This is a genomic window from Rossellomorea aquimaris (assembly GCF_003315075.1).
Classification (GTDB): domain Bacteria; phylum Bacillota; class Bacilli; order Bacillales; family Bacillaceae_B; genus Rossellomorea; species Rossellomorea aquimaris_C.
The window spans coordinates 250,591-269,711 of record NZ_QNRJ01000001.1 but is presented as its reverse complement, the minus strand read 5'-3'; the positions used below and the strand labels follow the sequence as shown (position 1 = coordinate 269,711).

Below are 19,121 nucleotides of genomic sequence, written 5' to 3'. Positions count from 1 at the left end.
TGCATATGATAACTTCTTCATTTCGTACACCCCCTACCAACTTACAATAAGCTAAATGGATTAAAGTCCTAATTCTTTTTTTATGGATTCCAATGTTTTTCCATTCCAAGAATCGGTAGGTGCTGGTGGATTCGTTGCGTCTTCGTTTTGCTGCAAATAGTTCTTCTCAACAAAGCTCAAGTCTTTTTCATTCACTACTGTGTCAAAATTGATATCTGCCGCACGCTCATCAGTACCCCAGGCTTCCTGAATCGCAATAGCGTCATGGATGTCGATTACATGGTCTTGGTTTACATCCCCGCCTACTAAACTTATGCCGATAGTATCTGATTTACCGTATAATGTCCCTTTGTATTCAAACCCAAATGCTTTATCGTATTTTGTAATAAAATGTCCTGGAACATTTACTTCAAATGTATAGGCATCATTACTTAACGGTAGAGGCTCAATTTCAAAACGTGCATTCCCATTAAACAAGTCGGAAGCATTAAGTTCATACCCAGAAGGATTTGTTACCTTAATTGAAGCTCCTACTTTTGCCCAGTCTCTGTATCCAGCAAAACCTCCACTTTCAACAAGATAACCTTCTGGTATCAAGTTTCCTTGAACGCGGTTAAATCTAGGTTTTAGATTGTAGCGATTACCGGCACTGAGCAAGGTCTGCTCTTCATTGTTTTCATTGATGATCTTAGCTGTAGGTTTGATGAATCCAATAGGATAGAATAGTTCGTCTTGGACTTTTACTTTTACATCAACCACTTCTATTTGGTCAAATGCTTTATTTTCATCGAATTTCACTTTCACTTGATTTCCATCCACTTCAATGGATGCATAATCCTCTACTTCATTTGTTAAGGCAGCTTCAACAAGGTATACATGTTGTATTCCTGAATTATCAAACGACCAGGTCGCTTCTTTCACCCCATCAAGATTATCTAACACGAGTGAAGCAGTTAAAATATCTCCTGATCTCGCAGTTTCTACATTGTGTTTTGCATACGTAACAGGAGTACCTTCTTTCAGGAAGAAGTATTCCTTCCATTTCGCCTGATTCCCAGCGGCGTCATAACCAATCAGATTGAATGAAAGGGATTTAGTTTTTTCGTTCATCTCTACTTCTTCATTCCATTTCCCATTCTTATCCATATAGATAGGACCGTTAGGGAATGGAGCTCCATAGGTGTAAACCGCGAAATTGGACGATTGATCAATATCCAATCCGGCATTTTGCATAGCTTCAACGTTAGGATCTGTCACTTCCATTTCAAATGGCACTGTTTGTTGTCCAGGCTTGTATTCAATGAAAGGAGATTCACTGTCGAGTGAACTTTTCACTTCGGGAGCTTCAATATCAATGAACAAATCATGCATAATGATTTTCTGTTTTCCGCTTGGTAAGGTTGAAATGAATTTCAGTTTATAATGACCAGGTTGGGCAATACTCGTTTCCGATGCAACGGGATCCTTTTTATCCCCCGTGAATTTATAGTAGTTGCCGTTAAAGGCTTGTAAGAAATAATCACGGTTGTCTTCTGCTCCATTCAAATTCAGGGTTCCGATCAAGCCCAGGTCCTCTCCAGACTTACCATCTTGTAGGATGACATCCAACGTGTCAACTGGTGAACTTAAATTGAATAACACCAATGCCGTCGTCGTTCTGTATTGATCATATGCATGATTATAATGTGATGGGGTAATTGCTGGTGTAAGTAAATCCAGTGAGTTGAATCCTTCTTCTGATTTCTTCACGCTGAAAGGAACCCGGTAGCTTTCACTAGAATCATTGCTGTTGGAAATGACTAAGTATCCTTCATAAATACCTTTTTTTGCTGTCTTCGGCATTGTAAGGAATACATTTGATTTCTTTGACTTCCCGGCATTGACCTTAATCGATTTGTCAACATTCACCTGTACGCCGTTTTCCTTTAGACTATTGGTTCCTTCTTGAACATTTTCTAAAACCTCTACGTTGTATGATTTTTTTTCACTGCTGTCGTTTGTGAATTCGAGTGTCTTTTTGACCCGAATGTGAGAACCCTCTGAAACGATCTGGTTATCAAAGCTTAAGCCGCCGGTTTGTTCTTTGATTGTGATCAGGTTTTCTCCGTTTGGAAGCAATGTTTCATCATTTACTTGTATCTTCGTTTGACTGTGAAGTGCTTGATAAGGATCGATTCTACCTGCTCCGACTTCAAACACACTGTAATCTTCGTTTAATGGATCAGCGGAATTCATAAGGATAGTTTTGATATCTGACGGTTCAAGGTCAGAATTCTCTCCCAGAAGTAACGCGGCCACACCAGCGGCAAAAGGAGACGCCATTGAAGTTCCATTCAATCTTGCATAAGCATATTTATAGTCTTCCGGATTTTCTGGATTCACCATATAGGAAGGGAAGGTGGATAGGACACTTACGCCGGGTGCGACGATTTCCGGTTTCATATCATAGTTTTTATTAACTGGGCCTCTTGAGCTGAAATCTGCCAACTTGTCCCCTTCTGAGAAAGATTCTTCTAAGTTGCTAAATGTGAAAGTGTTTTCTCCATTCAAAATTGCTTCTTTCAACTCTTCCCCAGCTTTCTTGGTCATGGAGAAAGCAGGAATAAAGTGAGTAGATTCGCCTAGATTATAACCAACGTGACCTTCCACATTGTTGTACATGATGACCGCTTCAGCCCCATTTTCTTTGGCAAACCTAACTTTGTCAATTAAAGCAAAATCGCCACGTTGTACGAAAACAATCTTTCCTTCGACATCTTTATTTTCATAGTCTTTCATATTACCCAAGCCTACATCCACTAATTCAAGGGACTTATCATCCAAGCTGGCAAATTGGTGAGCAAATCCTCTTCCCATGCTGATGACATCCGTGGACCATCCACCTGGTAGTTCTCCTGTAAAAGTGGTTTGTGAAACCGGTACATCACTGGCCCCAACAGTTAATGCCAGTGCTGCTGTACCAGGTGATCCAAGAGTGAAATCATTAGATCCTGAATTTCCGGCTGATACGACAGTGGTTACCCCATTAAGTACAGCATAATTTAACGCAGTGCTCGTTGGATAATAAGGATCGTTAATACTGGCGCCAAGTGATAGATTGATAACATCCATCTCATCTACTACAGATCTTTCAATCCCTGCTATGACCCCTTCAGAGGACCCACTTCCGTATGGACCAAGTACGCGATAAGCATATAGATCAGCATCAGGGGCTACTCCCTCAACTGATACTTCACTATCGTTCTTGTTCTGTCCGACAATGGTTCCTGATACATGTGTACCGTGTGAAGTGTAATAAGTAGAGCCTACTTGACTTAATTCCGGCTGACTGGAATCCTTCCAATCTTCATATGTTGCTTCCATTGGGTCATTGTCATTGTCAACAAAGTCATATCCGCCTTTATAAGCGTCCTTTAAATCTGGATGTTTATAATCCACTCCAGTATCCAGAACACCTACTTTGATTCCTTCCCCTGTTATCCCTTCTTGATGTAATTCGTCTACTTTTAAATAAGGCAGGCTCTCTACCGATGTGGTGATGTTACGATCAATATCTGTCGGCAATGCCATTTTAACGGGATCAACCATAAATGTTTGGTTTTTGTACACTGCTTTGACTGCTTTTGAGTGAAGGAGCTGTTCTACCTGATTGGCTGGTAGCTTTATAGCCACTCCATTATAGGCGGTTTTATATGTTTGTGTGATTTCTGGCAATGCTTTTTTTTCTTTATTGTTTAGATTTGATAGGTGCTTTTCTACATCTTGTTTAAAGACATTGTGCTCGTTGTCGACTTTCGCTTTAGCTTCTTCTTTCTTTAACTTTTTCCCTTCTACTGCAGCTTCTAACACGGCTACATCAGATGGTTTTGAGTGAAATTCAACAATGACCGTGATTTCTTCTTCAGAATTCAATTCGCTTTCATTGAAGCCTTGAAGACCCTTCAATTTGTTTAACTCCAACTGTTTCAAAGCAAATCTTTGCTCTTCTGTTAAAGATGCTAATATATCTTCTGATTTCAAGTCCGTTGCCGTAACGGTGGGTGTGGACAAGGTATTGACCGGAGATAACAGTAAACCCGTGGAAAGGGCGATCACTGCCGATCGTTTCACGATTGAGTATGGATTCATAATTCCTACCTCTTTCTTTTCTTATTTAACAAGTATTCTTAATAGTAGTACAACTATATTCTAGTATTCTTTCAGTTCAGTAGCTATCGGGGTTTTAATTAGGTCTTTATGACTAATTGCAATCACATTATCAATTGACATAGACCTATTTTCTGTCGGTAATTAATAGAAAAACTACTAAATGGACAATTTTTAATTGGGGTTATGATAATATTGGATGAATTGGAACGAATGCAAAGGGGATGAGATCATGCTGGAAGGTAAAATTATCAAGTTCTATCGAGAACAACAAGAGATTAAACAAAAGGATTTGGGAGAAGGAATTTGTTCCACTACCCATATTAGTAAAATAGAACGAGGACTTACTGAGGTCTCAAAAGAAACAATACACTTATTAAGTGAACGATTAGGAATTCACATGGAAAAGGAAATAGAGAATTATAAGAGTATCGATTCCCTTCTTAAAGAATGGCATGAATCAATCATTAAGAAGCTGCAGAACAAGGCAAATTCCATAAAGAAAAGACTGGAAGGGTTTCATTTATTGCAGATTCAGGATTTTTATCGTACGTATACTCTGATTCTTTCTCGATATCATTTATTTTCCGGGGAAAATCAACTTGCGAAACGTCTTATTGAAGAAATGGAGATGTGGTCAGGACTTAGTCCATATGAGCATAATATGTTGCTGCATATTAATGGAATTTATCACATAAGGGTAATCCACGATTACTTCAAAGCCATTTCAGTGCTTAAGAAGATTAGCCTGGACGACTATTCAAATCGGGAATGTTTTTATGATTTAGCAGTTGCCTACCATTCCATTCATTCAAATGTATTAGCCTATTTTTATGCGAATAAAGCCTTGCAATTCTTTGTAGAGATGCGCAGTTTCTCCCGGATGATCGAGTCAGAGATGCTTATGCTACTCCAACTTGAACAATCCGATGATTCCAATGTGGAAAGCAAAGAATACCAACGATTAATAGACATGGCAGAAGCTTACGAATTGGAGCACCAACGAGCACTTCTTCACCATAACTACGCCTATCACCAACTAAGAAGTGGAGAATTCAAGTCAGCAAGCGAACTCTACAAAAAGTCCGTCAACACCCGTCAACCCCAGGACCCAAACTACCTCGGTTCACTAGAAGGATACATAAATGCCCTTACCAAAGAGGGACGGACCTCGAAAGATGAGTTACTTCAAATTATAGAAGAAGGCTTGACTCTATCCAAAAAAACTGAAAACAAAACGTTCTATCACTTCTTTACGTTACACAAATTGAATGTCAATGAAGACAAAAAAGGGTATTTTGAATACTTGGAAGATAAAGCCTATCCTCATTTTCAGGAAATGGGCTACGTTCTCCCAATGGAGCATTACGGCGTTTTGCTGTTTGATTATTATATGGAAAAAGGAGATGTGGGGAAAGCGAACGTGTATGCCAGAGGTCTGATGGAAAAGTTCCGGAAAAATAATCAATTTGTATAACCTCATCCCAAAACGCAATGGAGCGATTTCCATTGCGTTTTGTGTGTTATATGAATCAGGGAGTTAAAGCAAGCATCTGCAGTTTCTACTACCTGTCGTGATTCACTAATTTCTTAATATCGTCTCTCAGCTCCTGGATGGTTGCATTCATTTGTTTTTGTTGTTTTCCCATTGCGAAAATCTCCATGCTACATGCGATGAATAAAAGGAATAAAATAATATTGATTAGTTCCATCATTGGTATACCCCCTTGAAGAGTCGTTCTTCGCTAGGATACCATAATCAAACAATAATCACCTCTACAGATGCTGCAGTTTACTCCAATAATGATTTTGAATAAACGATCGGAGCGTCTATGCAATCCTTTGAATCATCAACTAATTCAATTAAAGCAATACCAGTTATCTTCGCTTTAATGGTGTCTCCTCTTTCTAAACAATGCTTAAATCCCTGAGATAATTTTTCCGGCGAAAGCTTATTGGCTAAAGTGCAGTGTGGAATCCATTTGTCAGGAAGATAGAGTGGATTAGCTGATTCATTGAAGTCGTGAAAGAAATCATGATGATCCGAATGAAAGTTTAGTAATTCTCTTGTGATGGTCGGGGAGAAAAATAGAGTTCCGAAGTTTAGAAATGAACCTACGGTGTTAAAGGTGATATCGATCGGTTTTTTATGTTCATAATACTCATCTAATGCTTTTATGTATTTTTGCTTATCTAATTCGTTATAACTTCCTATTGTGATATGAGGACGTGCATCGTTGATTTCTTCCTCATAGTAAGAAATATCTTTAACGGTTAGTTCCTTCCATATTTCTTGTATCAACTGTTCAGTCTTTTCATCGAATAGAGCGATTACCCAGTACATGGCTTAACCACCTTTCCTATTGTACGGATTGTTCATAAGCCTTACTTCCTTTACTGTAACATAGTCTCTCTCTCAGTGGGTTCATATACTCATACTTGCAAACGCTTAAATATTTGTTGAATCAAGAATGTGTGCTGAAATCTACAGTCGTTTCTCTTATAACGACAAAAATCTTTGACATCGATAAGAAAATGATGTAAATTACCTTATGGACGAACATTTATAAAATAAATAAACTTTAATATTCGTGTTTAGGGGTGTAATAATGGAAAATGTATTTGATTACGAAGATATTCAATTAATTCCTGCAAAATGTGTGGTTAACAGTCGTTCTGAATGTGATACGAGTGTGACCCTGGGTGGACATACATTTAAGTTACCTGTCGTACCTGCCAATATGCAAACCATTATTGATGAAAAAATCGCTGTATATTTAGCTGAAAACAATTATTTCTATATCATGCATCGCTTCGAGCCTGAAAAACGAATTTCTTTCATTAAAGATATGAAGTCCCGCGGCCTGATTTCTTCTATTTCTGTAGGTGTTAAGGATGAAGAGTATGCATTTATAGAGCAATTAGCTGAAGAAAAGCTGACACCGGAATTTATAACAATCGATATTGCACATGGTCATTCCAATGCGGTAATCAGCATGATTCAACACATAAAAATATACGTACCTGAGAGCTTTGTGATTGCCGGGAACGTTGGTACTCCAGAAGCTGTAAGAGAATTGGAGCATGCTGGTGCTGATGCTACAAAAGTGGGAATCGGACCAGGGAAAGTTTGTATTACGAAAATCAAAACCGGATTTGGTACAGGTGGCTGGCAGCTGGCTGCACTACGCTGGTGTGCAAAAGCCGCTACAAAACCAATCATCGCTGATGGTGGTATCCGTACCCACGGTGATATAGCAAAATCCATTCGTTTCGGTGCGTCCATGGTGATGATCGGCTCCCTATTTGCAGGCCATGAAGAGTCTCCAGGAGATACAATCGAAAAAGACGGCAAGCTCTTCAAAGAATACTTTGGATCAGCTTCAGAGTTCCAAAAAGGCGAAAAGAAAAATGTTGAAGGTAAAAAAATGTTTGTTGAACATAAAGGGTCACTGGAACATACGTTGACCGAAATGGAACAAGACCTTCAATCCTCTATCTCCTATGCTGGTGGGACGAAGCTTGAAGCAATCCGAACAGTGGATTATGTAGTAGTAAAGAATTCAATCTTTAATGGTGATAAAGTATATTAATAGTGAAATGTTGAAAAGGTGGGCAATTGATGCTCACCTTTTTAAGTGGAAATTTTCATTTCATAGTGGATTCGAAGGAGAAACACCTTTTCCTCCAGAAACCAATTTTGTGTGAGGGATACGAAGGTTTAATTTATCAAGTAACTGTTGGGGCTCTTTAAGATTGCCTTTTACAATATTGTATTGTGGATACCCCATTTTCACATTGATCTTAGACATGCGTTTTAGCTTATCCGGCATTTTCTCACGGTATTTCTCTTCATTGGACAGAATGAGCCCGATAAAAGCATTCCGGTAAATCTCATAAGGAATATAACTTTCAATATCTTCCCATCTGATATGAACGGGATGTTCCGGTAACACATTTAAAATAAGATATTCCTCTGTCAGGCTTACATGAGGCACATTATAGGAAAGCTTTTTAAAAATCTGAATCAAGCAAAAGAGAAAAAATAAACCTCCCAACGCACCAACGATCCCCATAAAGTAGTTAACATCAACAAAGAAGAATTCAAACGATAAATACAAACACACAAGGACAAATAATATACAACCAATCGCTAACAAACTTAACCTTTTCTTAGATTCATAAAAATGAACAGCCTTCTCTTCCATCTCCAATCCCCTTCCATAAATATACATATTCAATCTCCTATACCCGCTAAAACAAAAGCTAAACTCTCTTGAGGGACGGACCTCTAAAAGGTGAAAATCACGCTCCGTGTGCCTTCCTATATTGGTATAGGTCCGTCCCTCTTAATTTGTTATAGACACCGGGGGAAATTAAGCTATAATTAGTTTTAATATTGTCTTGGGAGGTGTAGGGACTGTGATGAGATTGTTGTTATTGATGGTATTGAGCATGGTGTTAGGGACAGTTTCTGTTCAACAACAGAATCAAAGCCCGGTATTCTTAAGTTTTGATGATGTGGCTACTATTTCTGACCATGTGTTTTTAACCGATGCAGACATGATTCTCGACGTGGTCCCTTCACTGGTTCATAAACAAGATGGTATGGCTTCTAATAAAACTTCCATTCTTCCAACATTACACTTCAAATTAATCCCTTTGGCTGGATGTCTATTTAGCATTGAGATTTTTCCAGATTCACTGGGCTTTCTTGAAGTAGTCATGTCCCATTCAAATTACCTCTGATTCCTTACACTCATAAACAACGTGTGTTCTCTTGCAGTTAAGAGTTTATTTGCAGTGCCTATTTAAAATAAACATCGGTCATTGAAAATTATATAAAACTGAGGTGCATTCATATGAGAAATTATGAATATCGTAAGGAATCCATTGCTTGTTATGTCTTCTGTTCTCTATTCCTTCTTAGCTTTGTTGGAACGATACTTGTATCTGGAGAAATGAGCGGAAATAGCATCATCTCATCCGTCCCTCGATTCTCTTGGGATATGATGATTAAGTGGAAAGATATAGTTGAAATATTCGACTTAAAAGCAAGTTAAAGTAAAGTTATGTACTGAAACTACTTTTATAATAAAGCGAGGAAATAAAAATGAATCTGGGTTTCGGTGAAATAGCGATTATCTTGTTCGTAGCACTCTTATTCTTTGGACCAAGCAAACTTCCAGAGCTCGGAAAAGCTGCCGGTGTTTCTTTGAGAGAATTTAAACAGGCGGTCGGTGGATTGATGGAAGATGAGGATACCAACCATAAGGGTGAAAAGAATATCAATCAAGATCAATAGTATGGCTTAACAGTTAGGGACGGACCTCCAACAGACCGAATCTCTCAATTTGGCGCATTGGGAGGTCCGTCCCTCCCAATGAAAAACACGAACCTACGGCAGAGGCAGGTTCGCGTGGTGTTTATTTAGGTGAATCGAATGTTTTGTAGTGGCTTGATTGCTTGTGCGGATCGAGTTTCCCCATGAAATAGAATGGTTGGTTCAATTACGATGGTTTCTCCCGTTGCTGCAGACCACTCGTTTGTTGAGGCTACTAGAAGAACATCTTGATTTAAGTATGCTTCTGACCGTTTTTTGGTACTTGGGTGAACATATGTCACAGATTCTGGGTGATCATCCGACCCAACCGTAATAAATGGTGTATCTCTCAATACAAATTCTTCAACGCCTGCATAGTATTTATGGACCATTCCTTGTGTTGGAAGATTAACGAAACTGGATGTTAACGTTTCACCAGTCTTGAAGAAAGCCTCCACATCCACTAATTCGTTCGTATACGTTCTTCCTGAATCCTGCTGAATCTCTGCGTATACAGCCAGGACCGGCACTTCTGGTAGTGTTAACGCATATTGACGAAGAACAATCCCCTTCATCTTTTCATGCTCCTTAAATTCTGTTGTCAAACAAATCCCTGCCCACTGATGACCGTGTTGATCCAACTTTGTTACAGATCCGATGGCCGTTTTCTCTTTCAACATTGAATAGGAACTAACGGATTGTAAAGAGTATCTGATACCTCCACCCCACGGATTCCACCATGCCCGTGGACCCGGGTTTGGATATTGATGATCCAACGTTTCCTTCCCGTCAATCGATAAGGAATAGATACCAGGATAATAAACAGATGACGCTTTAAACGAAATGACGCCATTATCTACAGACCAGACATCTTCGTTCCTCTCAACCTTCACTTCCCTCTTCCCCTTAACAAGTTGCATAACTTCTACTTTTCCGAAGTGACTTTTGGACTCGAATTCCCCTTCTATCCATTTGACGCCTGGTGAAGAATGCTCAAGTCCAAGATTCAAACGGGTTACTGAATCAGCTTTATCCACTTCTTCAACGAAAGTTTCATTTTCTGAATGAACGGTTAATGTACCATGAATATAAGGAGTAAGCATGGATTGGAATGAATAATCTTCCCTTTCACCAACAGAAGAAATAATATCTCCTCCTGTTTTATCCAAAGTATACAGGGGCAGCTCATTCATGTTCCCTTCATCACCCAACACCAACTCCCGCCACTTAGACCAGTGGTTGGAAGTATTGATCCCGACCTGGATGGGACCTAAACTCATTTCTTCCTGGGACTGTACCAGGTCGATCTCATATTCAAGAGCCATTCGCCAATCATCTTTTCTTCCAAGAGCTTCCTCCGGCCAAGCAAGACCGAGAGTATCTCCATTTGAAGACCTTGTGAAAATCCAACGTTCAGCCATATCTTTATCATTAATATACTCCATGAAAGGAACCAGTGACTCATTCCCGATTAAGACCCCATTCCTTTGTGGGATAGCCATTCCTTCAAAGTTAATGAAAACAGGCTGAATTAGGGAAAGATGCTTCCTTTCATCTTCTCCGGCATTCACGACTTCATGTTTGATTTCCACTAAGCCATCACCGTAAATCTTAAAATAGGTGTTCAGAAGCATGGAGGAAAATGCATCCGACTTTAGTGTTGTTTTCATCACAAAAGCTTCAGGAAGCTCAATATATTCTAGAGAAGATGCTTCTTTCTTAGAAAATTCCTCACTATAGGGTTTTCCGAATTTAGGAGTGAAGAAAGTTATCGGATCTTGGATTGAATGGATAGAGCCTACTTTAACGATATGGTTTCGTTTTTCAATTTCTACGTAGTGGGGACCGTTAAACCCGATCCAATGCTCTTCTGTCTCGCCACCAAATTTCGCCCCAAATCCCGGTAGAGCCAATGACAGCCTAGTGGAAAAAGTAGGCACGTCCCCGTTTTTTCGTTCAACCTCTACATTCACGTCTTCTGACAAAAACCCATTTTTCAATAGCTGGATCGGAAGTGGAATCGAAACTCTCTTTTTCCCTTCGATTTTTGCCATCACTTCTGAAGTTTCCCACTTTACTACCTTATTTACAGGCAGTTTGATTGTCCAGGTAGTTTCTTCTTCCAATTGGCTTTCCAAATCAAGATAGAGCATTCCTTTACCATGGGATCTCCAATTCTTTCTTACCGATCTTAAATGAAGTTTCCCCGCTTGTTTAGGAAACACCCCTAGTGCAAATGGGATTGAATGACCGTCCACCTCTACTGTCACCCCGACTGTCGGGTGAGTCTTCCAGGGACTTGGTTGACTAGTTGGCATGTCGACACTGACAGGGAATTCTCCAATCCAGTTCTTCCCCACTAAAATAGTCTCATGGAATTCATGCTTTACATGAGGAGATGATATTCCTCTTAGGGCGATTTCAACCGGATTCTCTTTGCGATTCACTACATGATAAGTCACATCGTGTTCTTTTTTCTCGAGCAACTTAAAGTCAGGCAACCTCATTTCCGCTAAGAAATCCTGCGTTTCAATTAAGCGAATGCCTCTTCCCGTTCGTTCGAATTGAATACGGACGAACTCATTTCCTGCTTCCCATTTGTATTCATAATAAGTATGATCTCGTTCTTTCAGGCCATCTGGTTTGATTTCAATTAAACGCTGACTCGTTGTATACCAATCATGCTTATCAAAAAACGGTTTCAGCCAGTCAATTTGGAGCACCATCGGAATGAAGTTCATCAGATGAACGGAGTCATCGCGCTCTTCCCAGAAGAATCCGCATTTTTTGTATAGAGGTACGGCTTTTGTATTACCCGCCCACGTAAATAAATCCAGTCTTGGCCATTTTAATTCCACAGTCTTCTCTAACGCTTTCAGTACGAGTTGTTTGCCGATCTTTAAGCCCTGATACTTGGGGTGCACATTCAGAAGAGGAATATATAGGGCACCTTCGTCCTCACGGTATTCAGACAATCCGCAGTAGCCTGCCACTTCATCTCCCACCATTGCCAAAAAGAGATGGAGATTTGTGGAGTTAGCTTCCTTATCTTTAACGTCTTGTTCAGTGGTGACAACGGAATCTCCACCCCAGTTTTCACGGCTTTCATTCCACATTTTCGCGATTCCTTTTGCTAATCCTTCATGATATTCTACGATTTTCACTTGCTCTACAGTAGTCTTCATAATGTCCTCCTACGCTAGGTTTTAATATATATAACCTCATACTTATTGATTTTTTGCATTGCATCGACGATTTTAATCATCGTCATCGCCTCCTTTCATTTAGTTGGAAAGATTTTCTTCCTCATCCACAGTTTAAGATTTTATGATGAGTAAGTAAAGAATATTCTAATTAAATAAAAGATTTCAGTTACTCCTGTAATTGTAAGTTAAATGGAAAATGCAGAATAATTTCAGCCAGACTAGACAAACCTACAAGGTAAAAAGAAGGATATGGTATTGAAAATGAAACGACATATTCCAATTGTTCTATGTATGATTTTTATTGCCAACGCGGCACTAGTTGACCAGAAACCCGTACACGCTCAACAAGAGATTCCCTCCTATGCGAAATGGGGAAGTCTGGCAGTGAAAAAGACTAAAGAAAAATATCCTGATGCGGCGATCGTTGACTATCTTCATATCGGAAAGGAAAACGGATCGAAAGTATCGACTGAGAAGTTTAAGCTCTGGTTAAAACATGGCGGGAAAGAATTTGGTGTGTTTGTGGACATTCAGTTTGAGTCGGAAACTGAAAAGCTGATTGATATCAAATTCACGGAAACGGATCGGTAAATAATAGGGTATGAACAATAAAAGAGATCAAAGGATTTTAACTCCCTTTGATCTCTTTTTAGTTAAAGCTTTACTCTCTGCAAACGCAGTGCATTTAAGACAACCGACACAGAACTAAATGCCATTGCAGCTCCGGCAAGCCATGGTGCTAAGAATCCCATTGCGGCAATGGGAATGCCGAGTGAGTTATAGGCGAGGGCCCAAAACAGGTTTTGTTTAATATTACGAATGGTTTTCTTACTCATGAAGATAGCATCGACGATACTGTTCAAGTCTCCGCGGATAAGGGTGATATCGGCAGCTTCCATGGCTACGTCTGTACCTGTTCCGATCGCCATTCCGATATCTGCCATGGCAAGAGCAGGGGCATCATTGATTCCATCTCCCACCATCGCGACTTTCTTTCCTACCTTCTGCAACTTTTGAACTTCCATTGCTTTTCCTTCAGGTAATACTTCCGCAATTACATGATGGATTTGAGCTTCTTTTGCAATTGCTTCAGCGGTCCGCTGATTGTCACCAGTGATCATGATGATTTCTAAACCCATATCATGTAATCTCTGAATGGCTTGTTTAGAAGTATCTTTTATAGTGTCCGCTACAGCGACTAGGCCGGCATAGCTTCCATTAATTGAAACGAGCATAACCGTCTTTCCTTCAGTCTCAAGGGTTTGTTTGGTTTCTATCACATGATTCATCTGGACACCATTTTGTTCCATGAGTTTCGTGGTACCGATGACCACTTCATTATTTCGAACTTTTGCTTTTACACCATACCCTGGTATAGCATCAAATTCTTCACTACCCCATATAGTAATTCCTTTTTCTTTGATCCCTTTCACAATTGAAATCGCTAGAGGATGCTCCGAAGACCGTTCCACCGCACCAACAAAAGCGAGGAAATCCTCTTCATCAAAACCAGCTTCCACTTTTACATCTGTTAATACCGGCTCACCGTTTGTAACAGTACCCGTTTTGTCGAGTACAACGGTTGTAATTCCATGGGTCGATTCCAAATGTTCTCCGCCTTTAAAGAGAATCCCGAATTCTGCTGCCCGACCCGATCCTGCCATTATCGAAGTCGGAGTCGCTAACCCAAGGGCACATGGACAGGCAATCACAAGAACGGCAATCAGCTTCTCAAGTGCTTCGGCAAAATTACCCGGTTCAACCCAAATGTACCAGACAAGAAATGTGAGGACTGCAATTCCTACCACAATAGGAACAAATATACCTGATATTGTATCTGCTAACCGTTGAATAGGAGCCTTGGAACCTTGAGCATCCTCCACCACTTTGATAATCTGTGCCAGGGCGGTATCCTTTCCTACCTTTGTAGCTTTCATTTTAAGGAATCCGTTTTTATTCATTGTGGCACCGATCAGTGTATCACCTATAGATTTATCCACCGGAACGCTTTCGCCTGTAATCATCGATTCATCAAGTGCTGAACGACCTTCGATGACTTCTCCATCTACAGGAACTTTTTCACCTGGTTTGATGTACACGATGTCTCCTGTTATAACGTCTTCTAAAGGAATCTCTACAACATTTCCATCTCTTTCTACCGTTGCGGTTTTAGCCTGTAGTCCCATAAGCTTCTTTATGGCTTCAGAAGAACGACCCTTTGCCTTGGCTTCAAACAATTTTCCAAGAATAATGAGTGTAATTAAGATTGCACTTGTTTCAAAATACAGCTCGACCATATGCATTCCCGACCCAATGGACTGATAGGCAAGAAACACACTGTAAAAGTAAGCAGCAGATGTACCAAGTGCGACCAAAACATCCATATTGGCACTCTTATTCTTTAATGCTTTATAAGCACCTACGTAAAATTGTTTCCCGATAATAAACTGTACAGGTGTTGCTAACGACATTTGCACCCAAGGGTTCATTAAGATATCCGGTAATGGGATGAACGATGTAAATTCAAAATGACTGACCATCGACCACAGTAGGGGGAGCGATAATAATAGTGACCATATGAATTTACGTTTTTGCTTCTGGATCTCTTGAAGTTTATGATCGGTTTGTTCTTCTTGATTCTCATCATTTTTCACTGTTGCACCGTAGCCAATTGAATCAACCTTTTTAATGATTTGATCTGTCGAGATTGTGCCAGGGGCATACTCAATGGTTGCCTTTTCTAATGCCAAGTTAACCGTTGCATTTTGTATTCCCTCTTGCTTATTCAATACTTTCTCGATTCTTGCAGAACAAGCAGCACAGGTCATCCCGGTAATATCAAACTCGGTTTTTTCGAGTTGTATGTCATAACCTAGATCCCGAATTCTTTTTTGAATATCAATTGGCTTCACTACTTCCGAATTGTATTTTACTGCTGCTTTCTCCAAAGCGAAGTTGACCGCTGCCTTTTCTACACCGTCCATTTTATTTAAACCCTTTTCGATTCGATTCGCACAAGCAGCGCAAGTCATTCCTGTTATTTCTATATTGATTTCTTTATGCTGAACCATTTATCAACCCTCCATACCTATACGGGGTATACTTTATTGTAAAAGAAAACCGTGCTGAGAAAGCACAGTATCCTTACACGACATCATATCCCTGATCATCGATTGTTTCTTTGATGTCATCAAGCTTCACTTGTGAATCATCATATTCAACTTCTACTTTCTTGTCTTCCAAACTTACTTGCACCGATTTCACACCGTCTAATTTCCCAACACTGCCTTCAATTGCCTTAACACAATGTCCGCAAGACATACCTTCCACTGTTAACGATTCTTTTTGCATCTGTAAACACTCCTTTATTTTTTCATAAGTTTTTGAATGGTAACCATGACTTCATCTAATACTTCTGTGTCACCTTCTTGAATCCGATCAAGAACACATGTTTTCATATGACCCTCTAATAGAATTTTGGCTACGCTGTTGAGGGCGGATTGAGTGGCGGATATTTGTGTAATAACATCATCACAATACGTATCTCGCTCAATCAAGCCTTTAATTCCTCTTATTTGACCTTCAATCCGATTTAATCGAGTTACAAGGTTTTTCTTAACATTATCAGAATGATGGCTTTTCCGAACTTGTTCGTCTGAGCATGCAACATGATCCATAACACGCTCTTCCTCTTGAATCACAGATGGGTTAATCTCAGGTTCTTTTTCATTCTTTTCAGTGGTCATCTTCCCACCTCCACGCTCTCAATATACTATACCCCATTATGGTATGTAAAGAAATTTGATTTGATAAAAAAAGCGTGTTTCCTCATTGGGATGCACGCCTTTTGTATCGATTCATTATGTATGCTTGTTGAGCCCATCTTTAGGGTTGGAGATATGTATTTCAGTAGAAGCAGTGGCGACACCGATAAGGGTGCCTTCTTCATTTAACAAGGGGTGGGCGTATACATTATAGGAAATCGTTCCTGTTTTTAAAGGAATCGAGATCACTCGATTGATGGGGGCCTTTACTTCTAATACTTCCTCTTTCAATTTCATTAATGCCCTATTCCCTTCATTATTATCAAGCTCTATGTCGGTTTTTCCAATATGATCGTCTGGAACAAGATCAGGAGTATTAAAGATCCAGGTATAGCGTAATTGAGTATCACAATGTGCGAGCACGACAGGTGCATTCTTTAAAGCAATCGAGAATGGATTTTCCTCGAGATTAAAGCTGGATGCGTGGAAGTCCAATACTTCACCCAGCTTGACAGTGACCTCACTGCTCGGTTTGCGGATGCCATTCTCGATTTGGGCATAGTAGGACCTTTCAATGAAAGCTTTCGAAGCCACTTCCTGTTGGGTCATCTTTTTCATTTTTCTCAACTTAATAAGCCAAGTTCTTTTATTCAATCCTAAGTACCCCTTTCTGAACCTTAATGGCAGAAAAGCAATGTGTAAACTCTATTAGAGGGTGGCTAAACAGAAACATTCCCAAATGGTATTATTCGATATAATAGAATGGTAGGAAAGTATTTAAATGACCTACTCTTTAATCTTCATCATGTTGTGAATCTTCTTATTGTAGAGTGATCTCTTCGTGAGACTCTATACGTCCTCATTTAGTATCATTGCTTATGTACTCCTTATTGAAAAGCATAACATAATATCCAGTGTTTCCTCTATCCTTTTTCCAAATATATTTACATAATTGTGAAACTCGTAGTTTTGATCCAGTAGGAGGTTATCAGATGTCGATGAACGCAATTCATGACGAAAACAAGTATCTTGAATTCATTCACATCATAGTAGATTCTAAAGTGACATTGATTCAAGAAAGAACAAACGAAAATACTCCTTACCCTAATAATGTAAATGTACCTCTGCGAAAATGGAGAGGAGAAATGATTGAGCTTTTAGCCCAGTCCCTGCGTTCTCATGATATTCAACAATCTATTGAAGGATGGGCATGTTCTTCTGTTACTTTATTTAAGCAGTTGGAAGTTTCACTTGAAGTAGCGCTGGAAGATCTTCATTACTTTCGGCATGAAATTGGAAAAATAATAAAAACTAATGCAATAGAGAATGAACTGTCCTTAGAAACGTTTTATGATATTCTTTCTCTTTTTCATTCTGGTGTGGATCAAGCCATTTATCGCCTTACGGTTTCTTATTCTCATTCCCTTGCAGGAACGGTCAGCTCTGAGCTTTCTATACCGATTGTGAAAGTGACAAAGACGATTGCCATACTTCCTCTTATAGGAGATATAAATTCAGGACGTGCGAAGGATTTAATGGAAAGGGCACTATCAGAAGGAGCTTCAATGGAGCTGCATTATCTGATTATAGATTTGTCCGGAGTGTCGGTTGTGGATACAATGGTAGCCGATCAACTCATCAAAGTGGTAGCTGCGCTTAAATTAGCTGGAATTCAAGCAATCCTGACAGGCATTAGGCCACAAATCGCTCAAACCATGGTCAACCTGGGCATCGTATTGAAGCATATTCCGATGTTCGCAAGTCTCCATACAGCACTTATACATTTGCAAAAGTCAAAAAGCATCCAGAAGTTTTAGGATGCTTTTCTTATGGTAAAGTTTTTCGAGGAATAGCGAAAATTCAAATCAGGCTAAGCCGCTTTTTTTACAAATCAGGCTTAGTTAAATAATCATATAGAAGCTTACCGATTTCCGCAATGGTGCCTCGCGCAGATTCGTTTTCCTCAAGACCATCAATTAATACAGCTATGTAGGCAGTTTTTTGATTACATCGAACAATGGCACAATCATGTTCAACCCCAGGTAATTCCCCTGTTTTGTTTGCTATAAAGACTCTTTCCCTGTCGATTCTTGCCGGCAGCTTGGTATCAAATTGCTGCTGATGCAAAATTGATAGCATCTTTTCACGGCTCTGCTCACTGAATAGTGGGCTCTGGTCCAGTATCCGCAAGCAGGTGATGATATCAGAAGCAGAGGTCAAATTGTCATACCCTTGTTCCATTGATTGAAAATCCATCAATTTCCGGCTAAGCTTCGTGTGTTTTAATGCTAAAGAATTACAAAGGTTATTGATTGCTTCTGCCCCTATACGGTCGATCAAGAGATTCGTTGCGGTGTTATCCGACACAATGATCATGAGTGTGAGGAGGTCTTCTACCGTCAACGACATATTTCCGGAGAGTGCTGACAACACGCCTGCCCTTCCCACTCTATCCTCTTTAGGGACCATTACCGTTTCATTTAAGCAGATTCCCCCCTGCTCTGCCTGACGAAAGCCTTCAAGTAAGATCGGAACCTTGATTAAACTTGCGGCCGGATATGGAGTATCATCATTGATTTGGATGGAGCGTGATGGCAGGTCAATGGCTACACTGACCCTGCCCATACATTTATCAATAGCGTCCAGAATTTTTACCTCTAATAATTTTCCATTCATCCACTA

General features: G+C 39.8%; 17 protein-coding genes. 7 read left to right on the top strand and 10 right to left on the bottom strand.

The window, feature by feature from the left end; all coding sequences use genetic code 11:
• Positions 1 to 60: 60 nt before the first annotated feature.
• Positions 61 to 4,128: a S8 family serine peptidase gene (locus DET59_RS22225; RefSeq protein ID WP_113967794.1), complete on the bottom strand. Its 4,068-nt coding sequence runs from the start codon at positions 4,126 to 4,128 to the stop codon at positions 61 to 63.
• 250 nt (positions 4,129 to 4,378) lie between these two features.
• On the opposite strand from DET59_RS22225, the gene DET59_RS01315 reads away from it, so the two are divergent.
• The gene (locus DET59_RS01315; RefSeq protein WP_181778020.1) at positions 4,379 to 5,623 is read left to right on the top strand and encodes a helix-turn-helix domain-containing protein; all 1,245 of its coding nucleotides are present in this window, start codon (positions 4,379 to 4,381) and stop codon (positions 5,621 to 5,623) included.
• Between the two features lie 88 nt (positions 5,624 to 5,711).
• Here the strand turns inward: DET59_RS01315 and DET59_RS21480 are convergent, their stop codons facing one another.
• Positions 5,712 to 5,861, bottom strand: coding sequence for a hypothetical protein (locus DET59_RS21480; protein ID WP_181778019.1), 150 nt, complete (start codon positions 5,859 to 5,861; stop codon positions 5,712 to 5,714).
• 77 nt (positions 5,862 to 5,938) lie between these two features.
• A complete protein-coding gene (locus DET59_RS01310) occupies positions 5,939 to 6,490 on the bottom strand; it encodes a 2'-5' RNA ligase family protein (protein WP_113967792.1) in 552 nt (183 codons plus the stop codon).
• A 265-nt stretch (positions 6,491 to 6,755) separates the two neighbouring features.
• On the opposite strand from DET59_RS01310, the gene guaC reads away from it, so the two are divergent.
• Positions 6,756 to 7,739 (top strand): GMP reductase, encoded by a 984-nt coding sequence (gene guaC, locus DET59_RS01305; protein ID WP_113967791.1) that lies wholly within the window; start codon positions 6,756 to 6,758, stop codon positions 7,737 to 7,739.
• A gap of 60 nt (positions 7,740 to 7,799) precedes the next feature.
• On the opposite strand, the gene DET59_RS01300 is transcribed toward guaC, so the two are convergent.
• Positions 7,800 to 8,381, bottom strand: a complete 582-nt coding sequence (locus DET59_RS01300; RefSeq protein WP_113967790.1) for an STM3941 family protein — start codon at positions 8,379 to 8,381, stop codon at positions 7,800 to 7,802.
• A gap of 187 nt (positions 8,382 to 8,568) precedes the next feature.
• On the opposite strand from DET59_RS01300, the gene DET59_RS01295 reads away from it, so the two are divergent.
• The 3 genes from DET59_RS01295 to DET59_RS01285 all read left to right on the top strand — a co-directional run bounded on the left by DET59_RS01295 (position 8,569) and on the right by DET59_RS01285 (position 9,451).
• A complete protein-coding gene (locus DET59_RS01295; protein ID WP_113967789.1) occupies positions 8,569 to 8,895 on the top strand; it encodes a hypothetical protein in 327 nt (108 codons plus the stop codon).
• Between the two features lie 113 nt (positions 8,896 to 9,008).
• Positions 9,009 to 9,209, top strand: a complete 201-nt coding sequence (locus DET59_RS01290; RefSeq protein ID WP_113967788.1) for a hypothetical protein — start codon at positions 9,009 to 9,011, stop codon at positions 9,207 to 9,209.
• Positions 9,210 to 9,259: 50 nt separating this feature from the next.
• Positions 9,260 to 9,451, top strand: coding sequence for a twin-arginine translocase TatA/TatE family subunit (locus tag DET59_RS01285; RefSeq protein ID WP_113967787.1), 192 nt, complete (start codon positions 9,260 to 9,262; stop codon positions 9,449 to 9,451).
• 125 nt (positions 9,452 to 9,576) lie between these two features.
• Here the strand turns inward: DET59_RS01285 and DET59_RS01280 are convergent, their stop codons facing one another.
• Positions 9,577 to 12,654, bottom strand: a complete 3,078-nt coding sequence (locus tag DET59_RS01280) for a GNAT family N-acetyltransferase (RefSeq protein WP_113967786.1) — start codon at positions 12,652 to 12,654, stop codon at positions 9,577 to 9,579.
• A gap of 270 nt (positions 12,655 to 12,924) precedes the next feature.
• Here DET59_RS01280 and DET59_RS01275 point away from each other — a divergent pair, with 270 nt between their 5' ends.
• A complete protein-coding gene (locus DET59_RS01275; RefSeq protein WP_397540906.1) occupies positions 12,925 to 13,266 on the top strand; it encodes a DUF3889 domain-containing protein in 342 nt (113 codons plus the stop codon).
• A gap of 62 nt (positions 13,267 to 13,328) precedes the next feature.
• On the opposite strand, the gene DET59_RS01270 is transcribed toward DET59_RS01275, so the two are convergent.
• The 4 genes from DET59_RS01270 to DET59_RS01255 form a co-directional block, all read right to left on the bottom strand.
• A complete protein-coding gene (locus tag DET59_RS01270; RefSeq protein ID WP_113967785.1) occupies positions 13,329 to 15,746 on the bottom strand; it encodes a heavy metal translocating P-type ATPase in 2,418 nt (805 codons plus the stop codon).
• Positions 15,747 to 15,819: 73 nt separating this feature from the next.
• Positions 15,820 to 16,026, bottom strand: a complete 207-nt coding sequence (copZ, locus tag DET59_RS01265; RefSeq protein ID WP_113967784.1) for a copper chaperone CopZ — start codon at positions 16,024 to 16,026, stop codon at positions 15,820 to 15,822.
• Positions 16,027 to 16,040: 14 nt separating this feature from the next.
• Positions 16,041 to 16,352, bottom strand: coding sequence for a metal-sensitive transcriptional regulator (locus DET59_RS01260; protein ID WP_113968025.1), 312 nt, complete (start codon positions 16,350 to 16,352; stop codon positions 16,041 to 16,043).
• Positions 16,353 to 16,535: 183 nt separating this feature from the next.
• Positions 16,536 to 17,093, bottom strand: a complete 558-nt coding sequence (locus tag DET59_RS01255) for a helix-turn-helix domain-containing protein (RefSeq protein ID WP_220154050.1) — start codon at positions 17,091 to 17,093, stop codon at positions 16,536 to 16,538.
• Between the two features lie 338 nt (positions 17,094 to 17,431).
• Between DET59_RS01255 and DET59_RS01250 the strand changes: the two genes are divergently transcribed.
• The gene (locus tag DET59_RS01250) at positions 17,432 to 18,256 is read left to right on the top strand and encodes an STAS domain-containing protein (protein WP_113967783.1); all 825 of its coding nucleotides are present in this window, start codon (positions 17,432 to 17,434) and stop codon (positions 18,254 to 18,256) included.
• A gap of 67 nt (positions 18,257 to 18,323) precedes the next feature.
• Here the strand turns inward: DET59_RS01250 and DET59_RS01245 are convergent, their stop codons facing one another.
• Positions 18,324 to 19,115, bottom strand: a complete 792-nt coding sequence (locus tag DET59_RS01245; RefSeq protein WP_113967782.1) for a serine hydrolase — start codon at positions 19,113 to 19,115, stop codon at positions 18,324 to 18,326.
• Positions 19,116 to 19,121: the final 6 nt, after the last annotated feature.

What these genes read in the sequence shown, in the direction of transcription:
- DET59_RS01260 (WP_113968025.1), bottom strand. Translation starts at nt 16,352, where the DNA reads ATGGATCATGTTGCATGCTCAGACGAACAAGTTCGGAAAAGCCATCAT.
- DET59_RS01300 (WP_113967790.1), bottom strand. Translation starts at nt 8,381, where the DNA reads ATGTATATTTATGGAAGGGGATTGGAGATGGAAGAGAAGGCTGTTCAT.
- DET59_RS01290 (WP_113967788.1), top strand. Translation starts at nt 9,009, where the DNA reads ATGAGAAATTATGAATATCGTAAGGAATCCATTGCTTGTTATGTCTTC.
- DET59_RS01245 (WP_113967782.1), bottom strand. Translation starts at nt 19,115, where the DNA reads ATGAATGGAAAATTATTAGAGGTAAAAATTCTGGACGCTATTGATAAA.
- DET59_RS21480 (WP_181778019.1), bottom strand. Translation starts at nt 5,861, where the DNA reads ATGATGGAACTAATCAATATTATTTTATTCCTTTTATTCATCGCATGT.
- DET59_RS01310 (WP_113967792.1), bottom strand. Translation starts at nt 6,490, where the DNA reads ATGTACTGGGTAATCGCTCTATTCGATGAAAAGACTGAACAGTTGATA.
- DET59_RS01270 (WP_113967785.1), bottom strand. Translation starts at nt 15,746, where the DNA reads ATGGTTCAGCATAAAGAAATCAATATAGAAATAACAGGAATGACTTGC.
- DET59_RS01275 (WP_397540906.1), top strand. Translation starts at nt 12,925, where the DNA reads ATGGTATTGAAAATGAAACGACATATTCCAATTGTTCTATGTATGATT.
- DET59_RS01250 (WP_113967783.1), top strand. Translation starts at nt 17,432, where the DNA reads ATGTCGATGAACGCAATTCATGACGAAAACAAGTATCTTGAATTCATT.
- copZ (WP_113967784.1), bottom strand. Translation starts at nt 16,026, where the DNA reads ATGCAAAAAGAATCGTTAACAGTGGAAGGTATGTCTTGCGGACATTGT.
- DET59_RS01285 (WP_113967787.1), top strand. Translation starts at nt 9,260, where the DNA reads ATGAATCTGGGTTTCGGTGAAATAGCGATTATCTTGTTCGTAGCACTC.
- DET59_RS22225 (WP_113967794.1), bottom strand. Translation starts at nt 4,128, where the DNA reads ATGAATCCATACTCAATCGTGAAACGATCGGCAGTGATCGCCCTTTCC.
- DET59_RS01315 (WP_181778020.1), top strand. Translation starts at nt 4,379, where the DNA reads ATGCTGGAAGGTAAAATTATCAAGTTCTATCGAGAACAACAAGAGATT.
- guaC (WP_113967791.1), top strand. Translation starts at nt 6,756, where the DNA reads ATGGAAAATGTATTTGATTACGAAGATATTCAATTAATTCCTGCAAAA.
- DET59_RS01280 (WP_113967786.1), bottom strand. Translation starts at nt 12,654, where the DNA reads ATGAAGACTACTGTAGAGCAAGTGAAAATCGTAGAATATCATGAAGGA.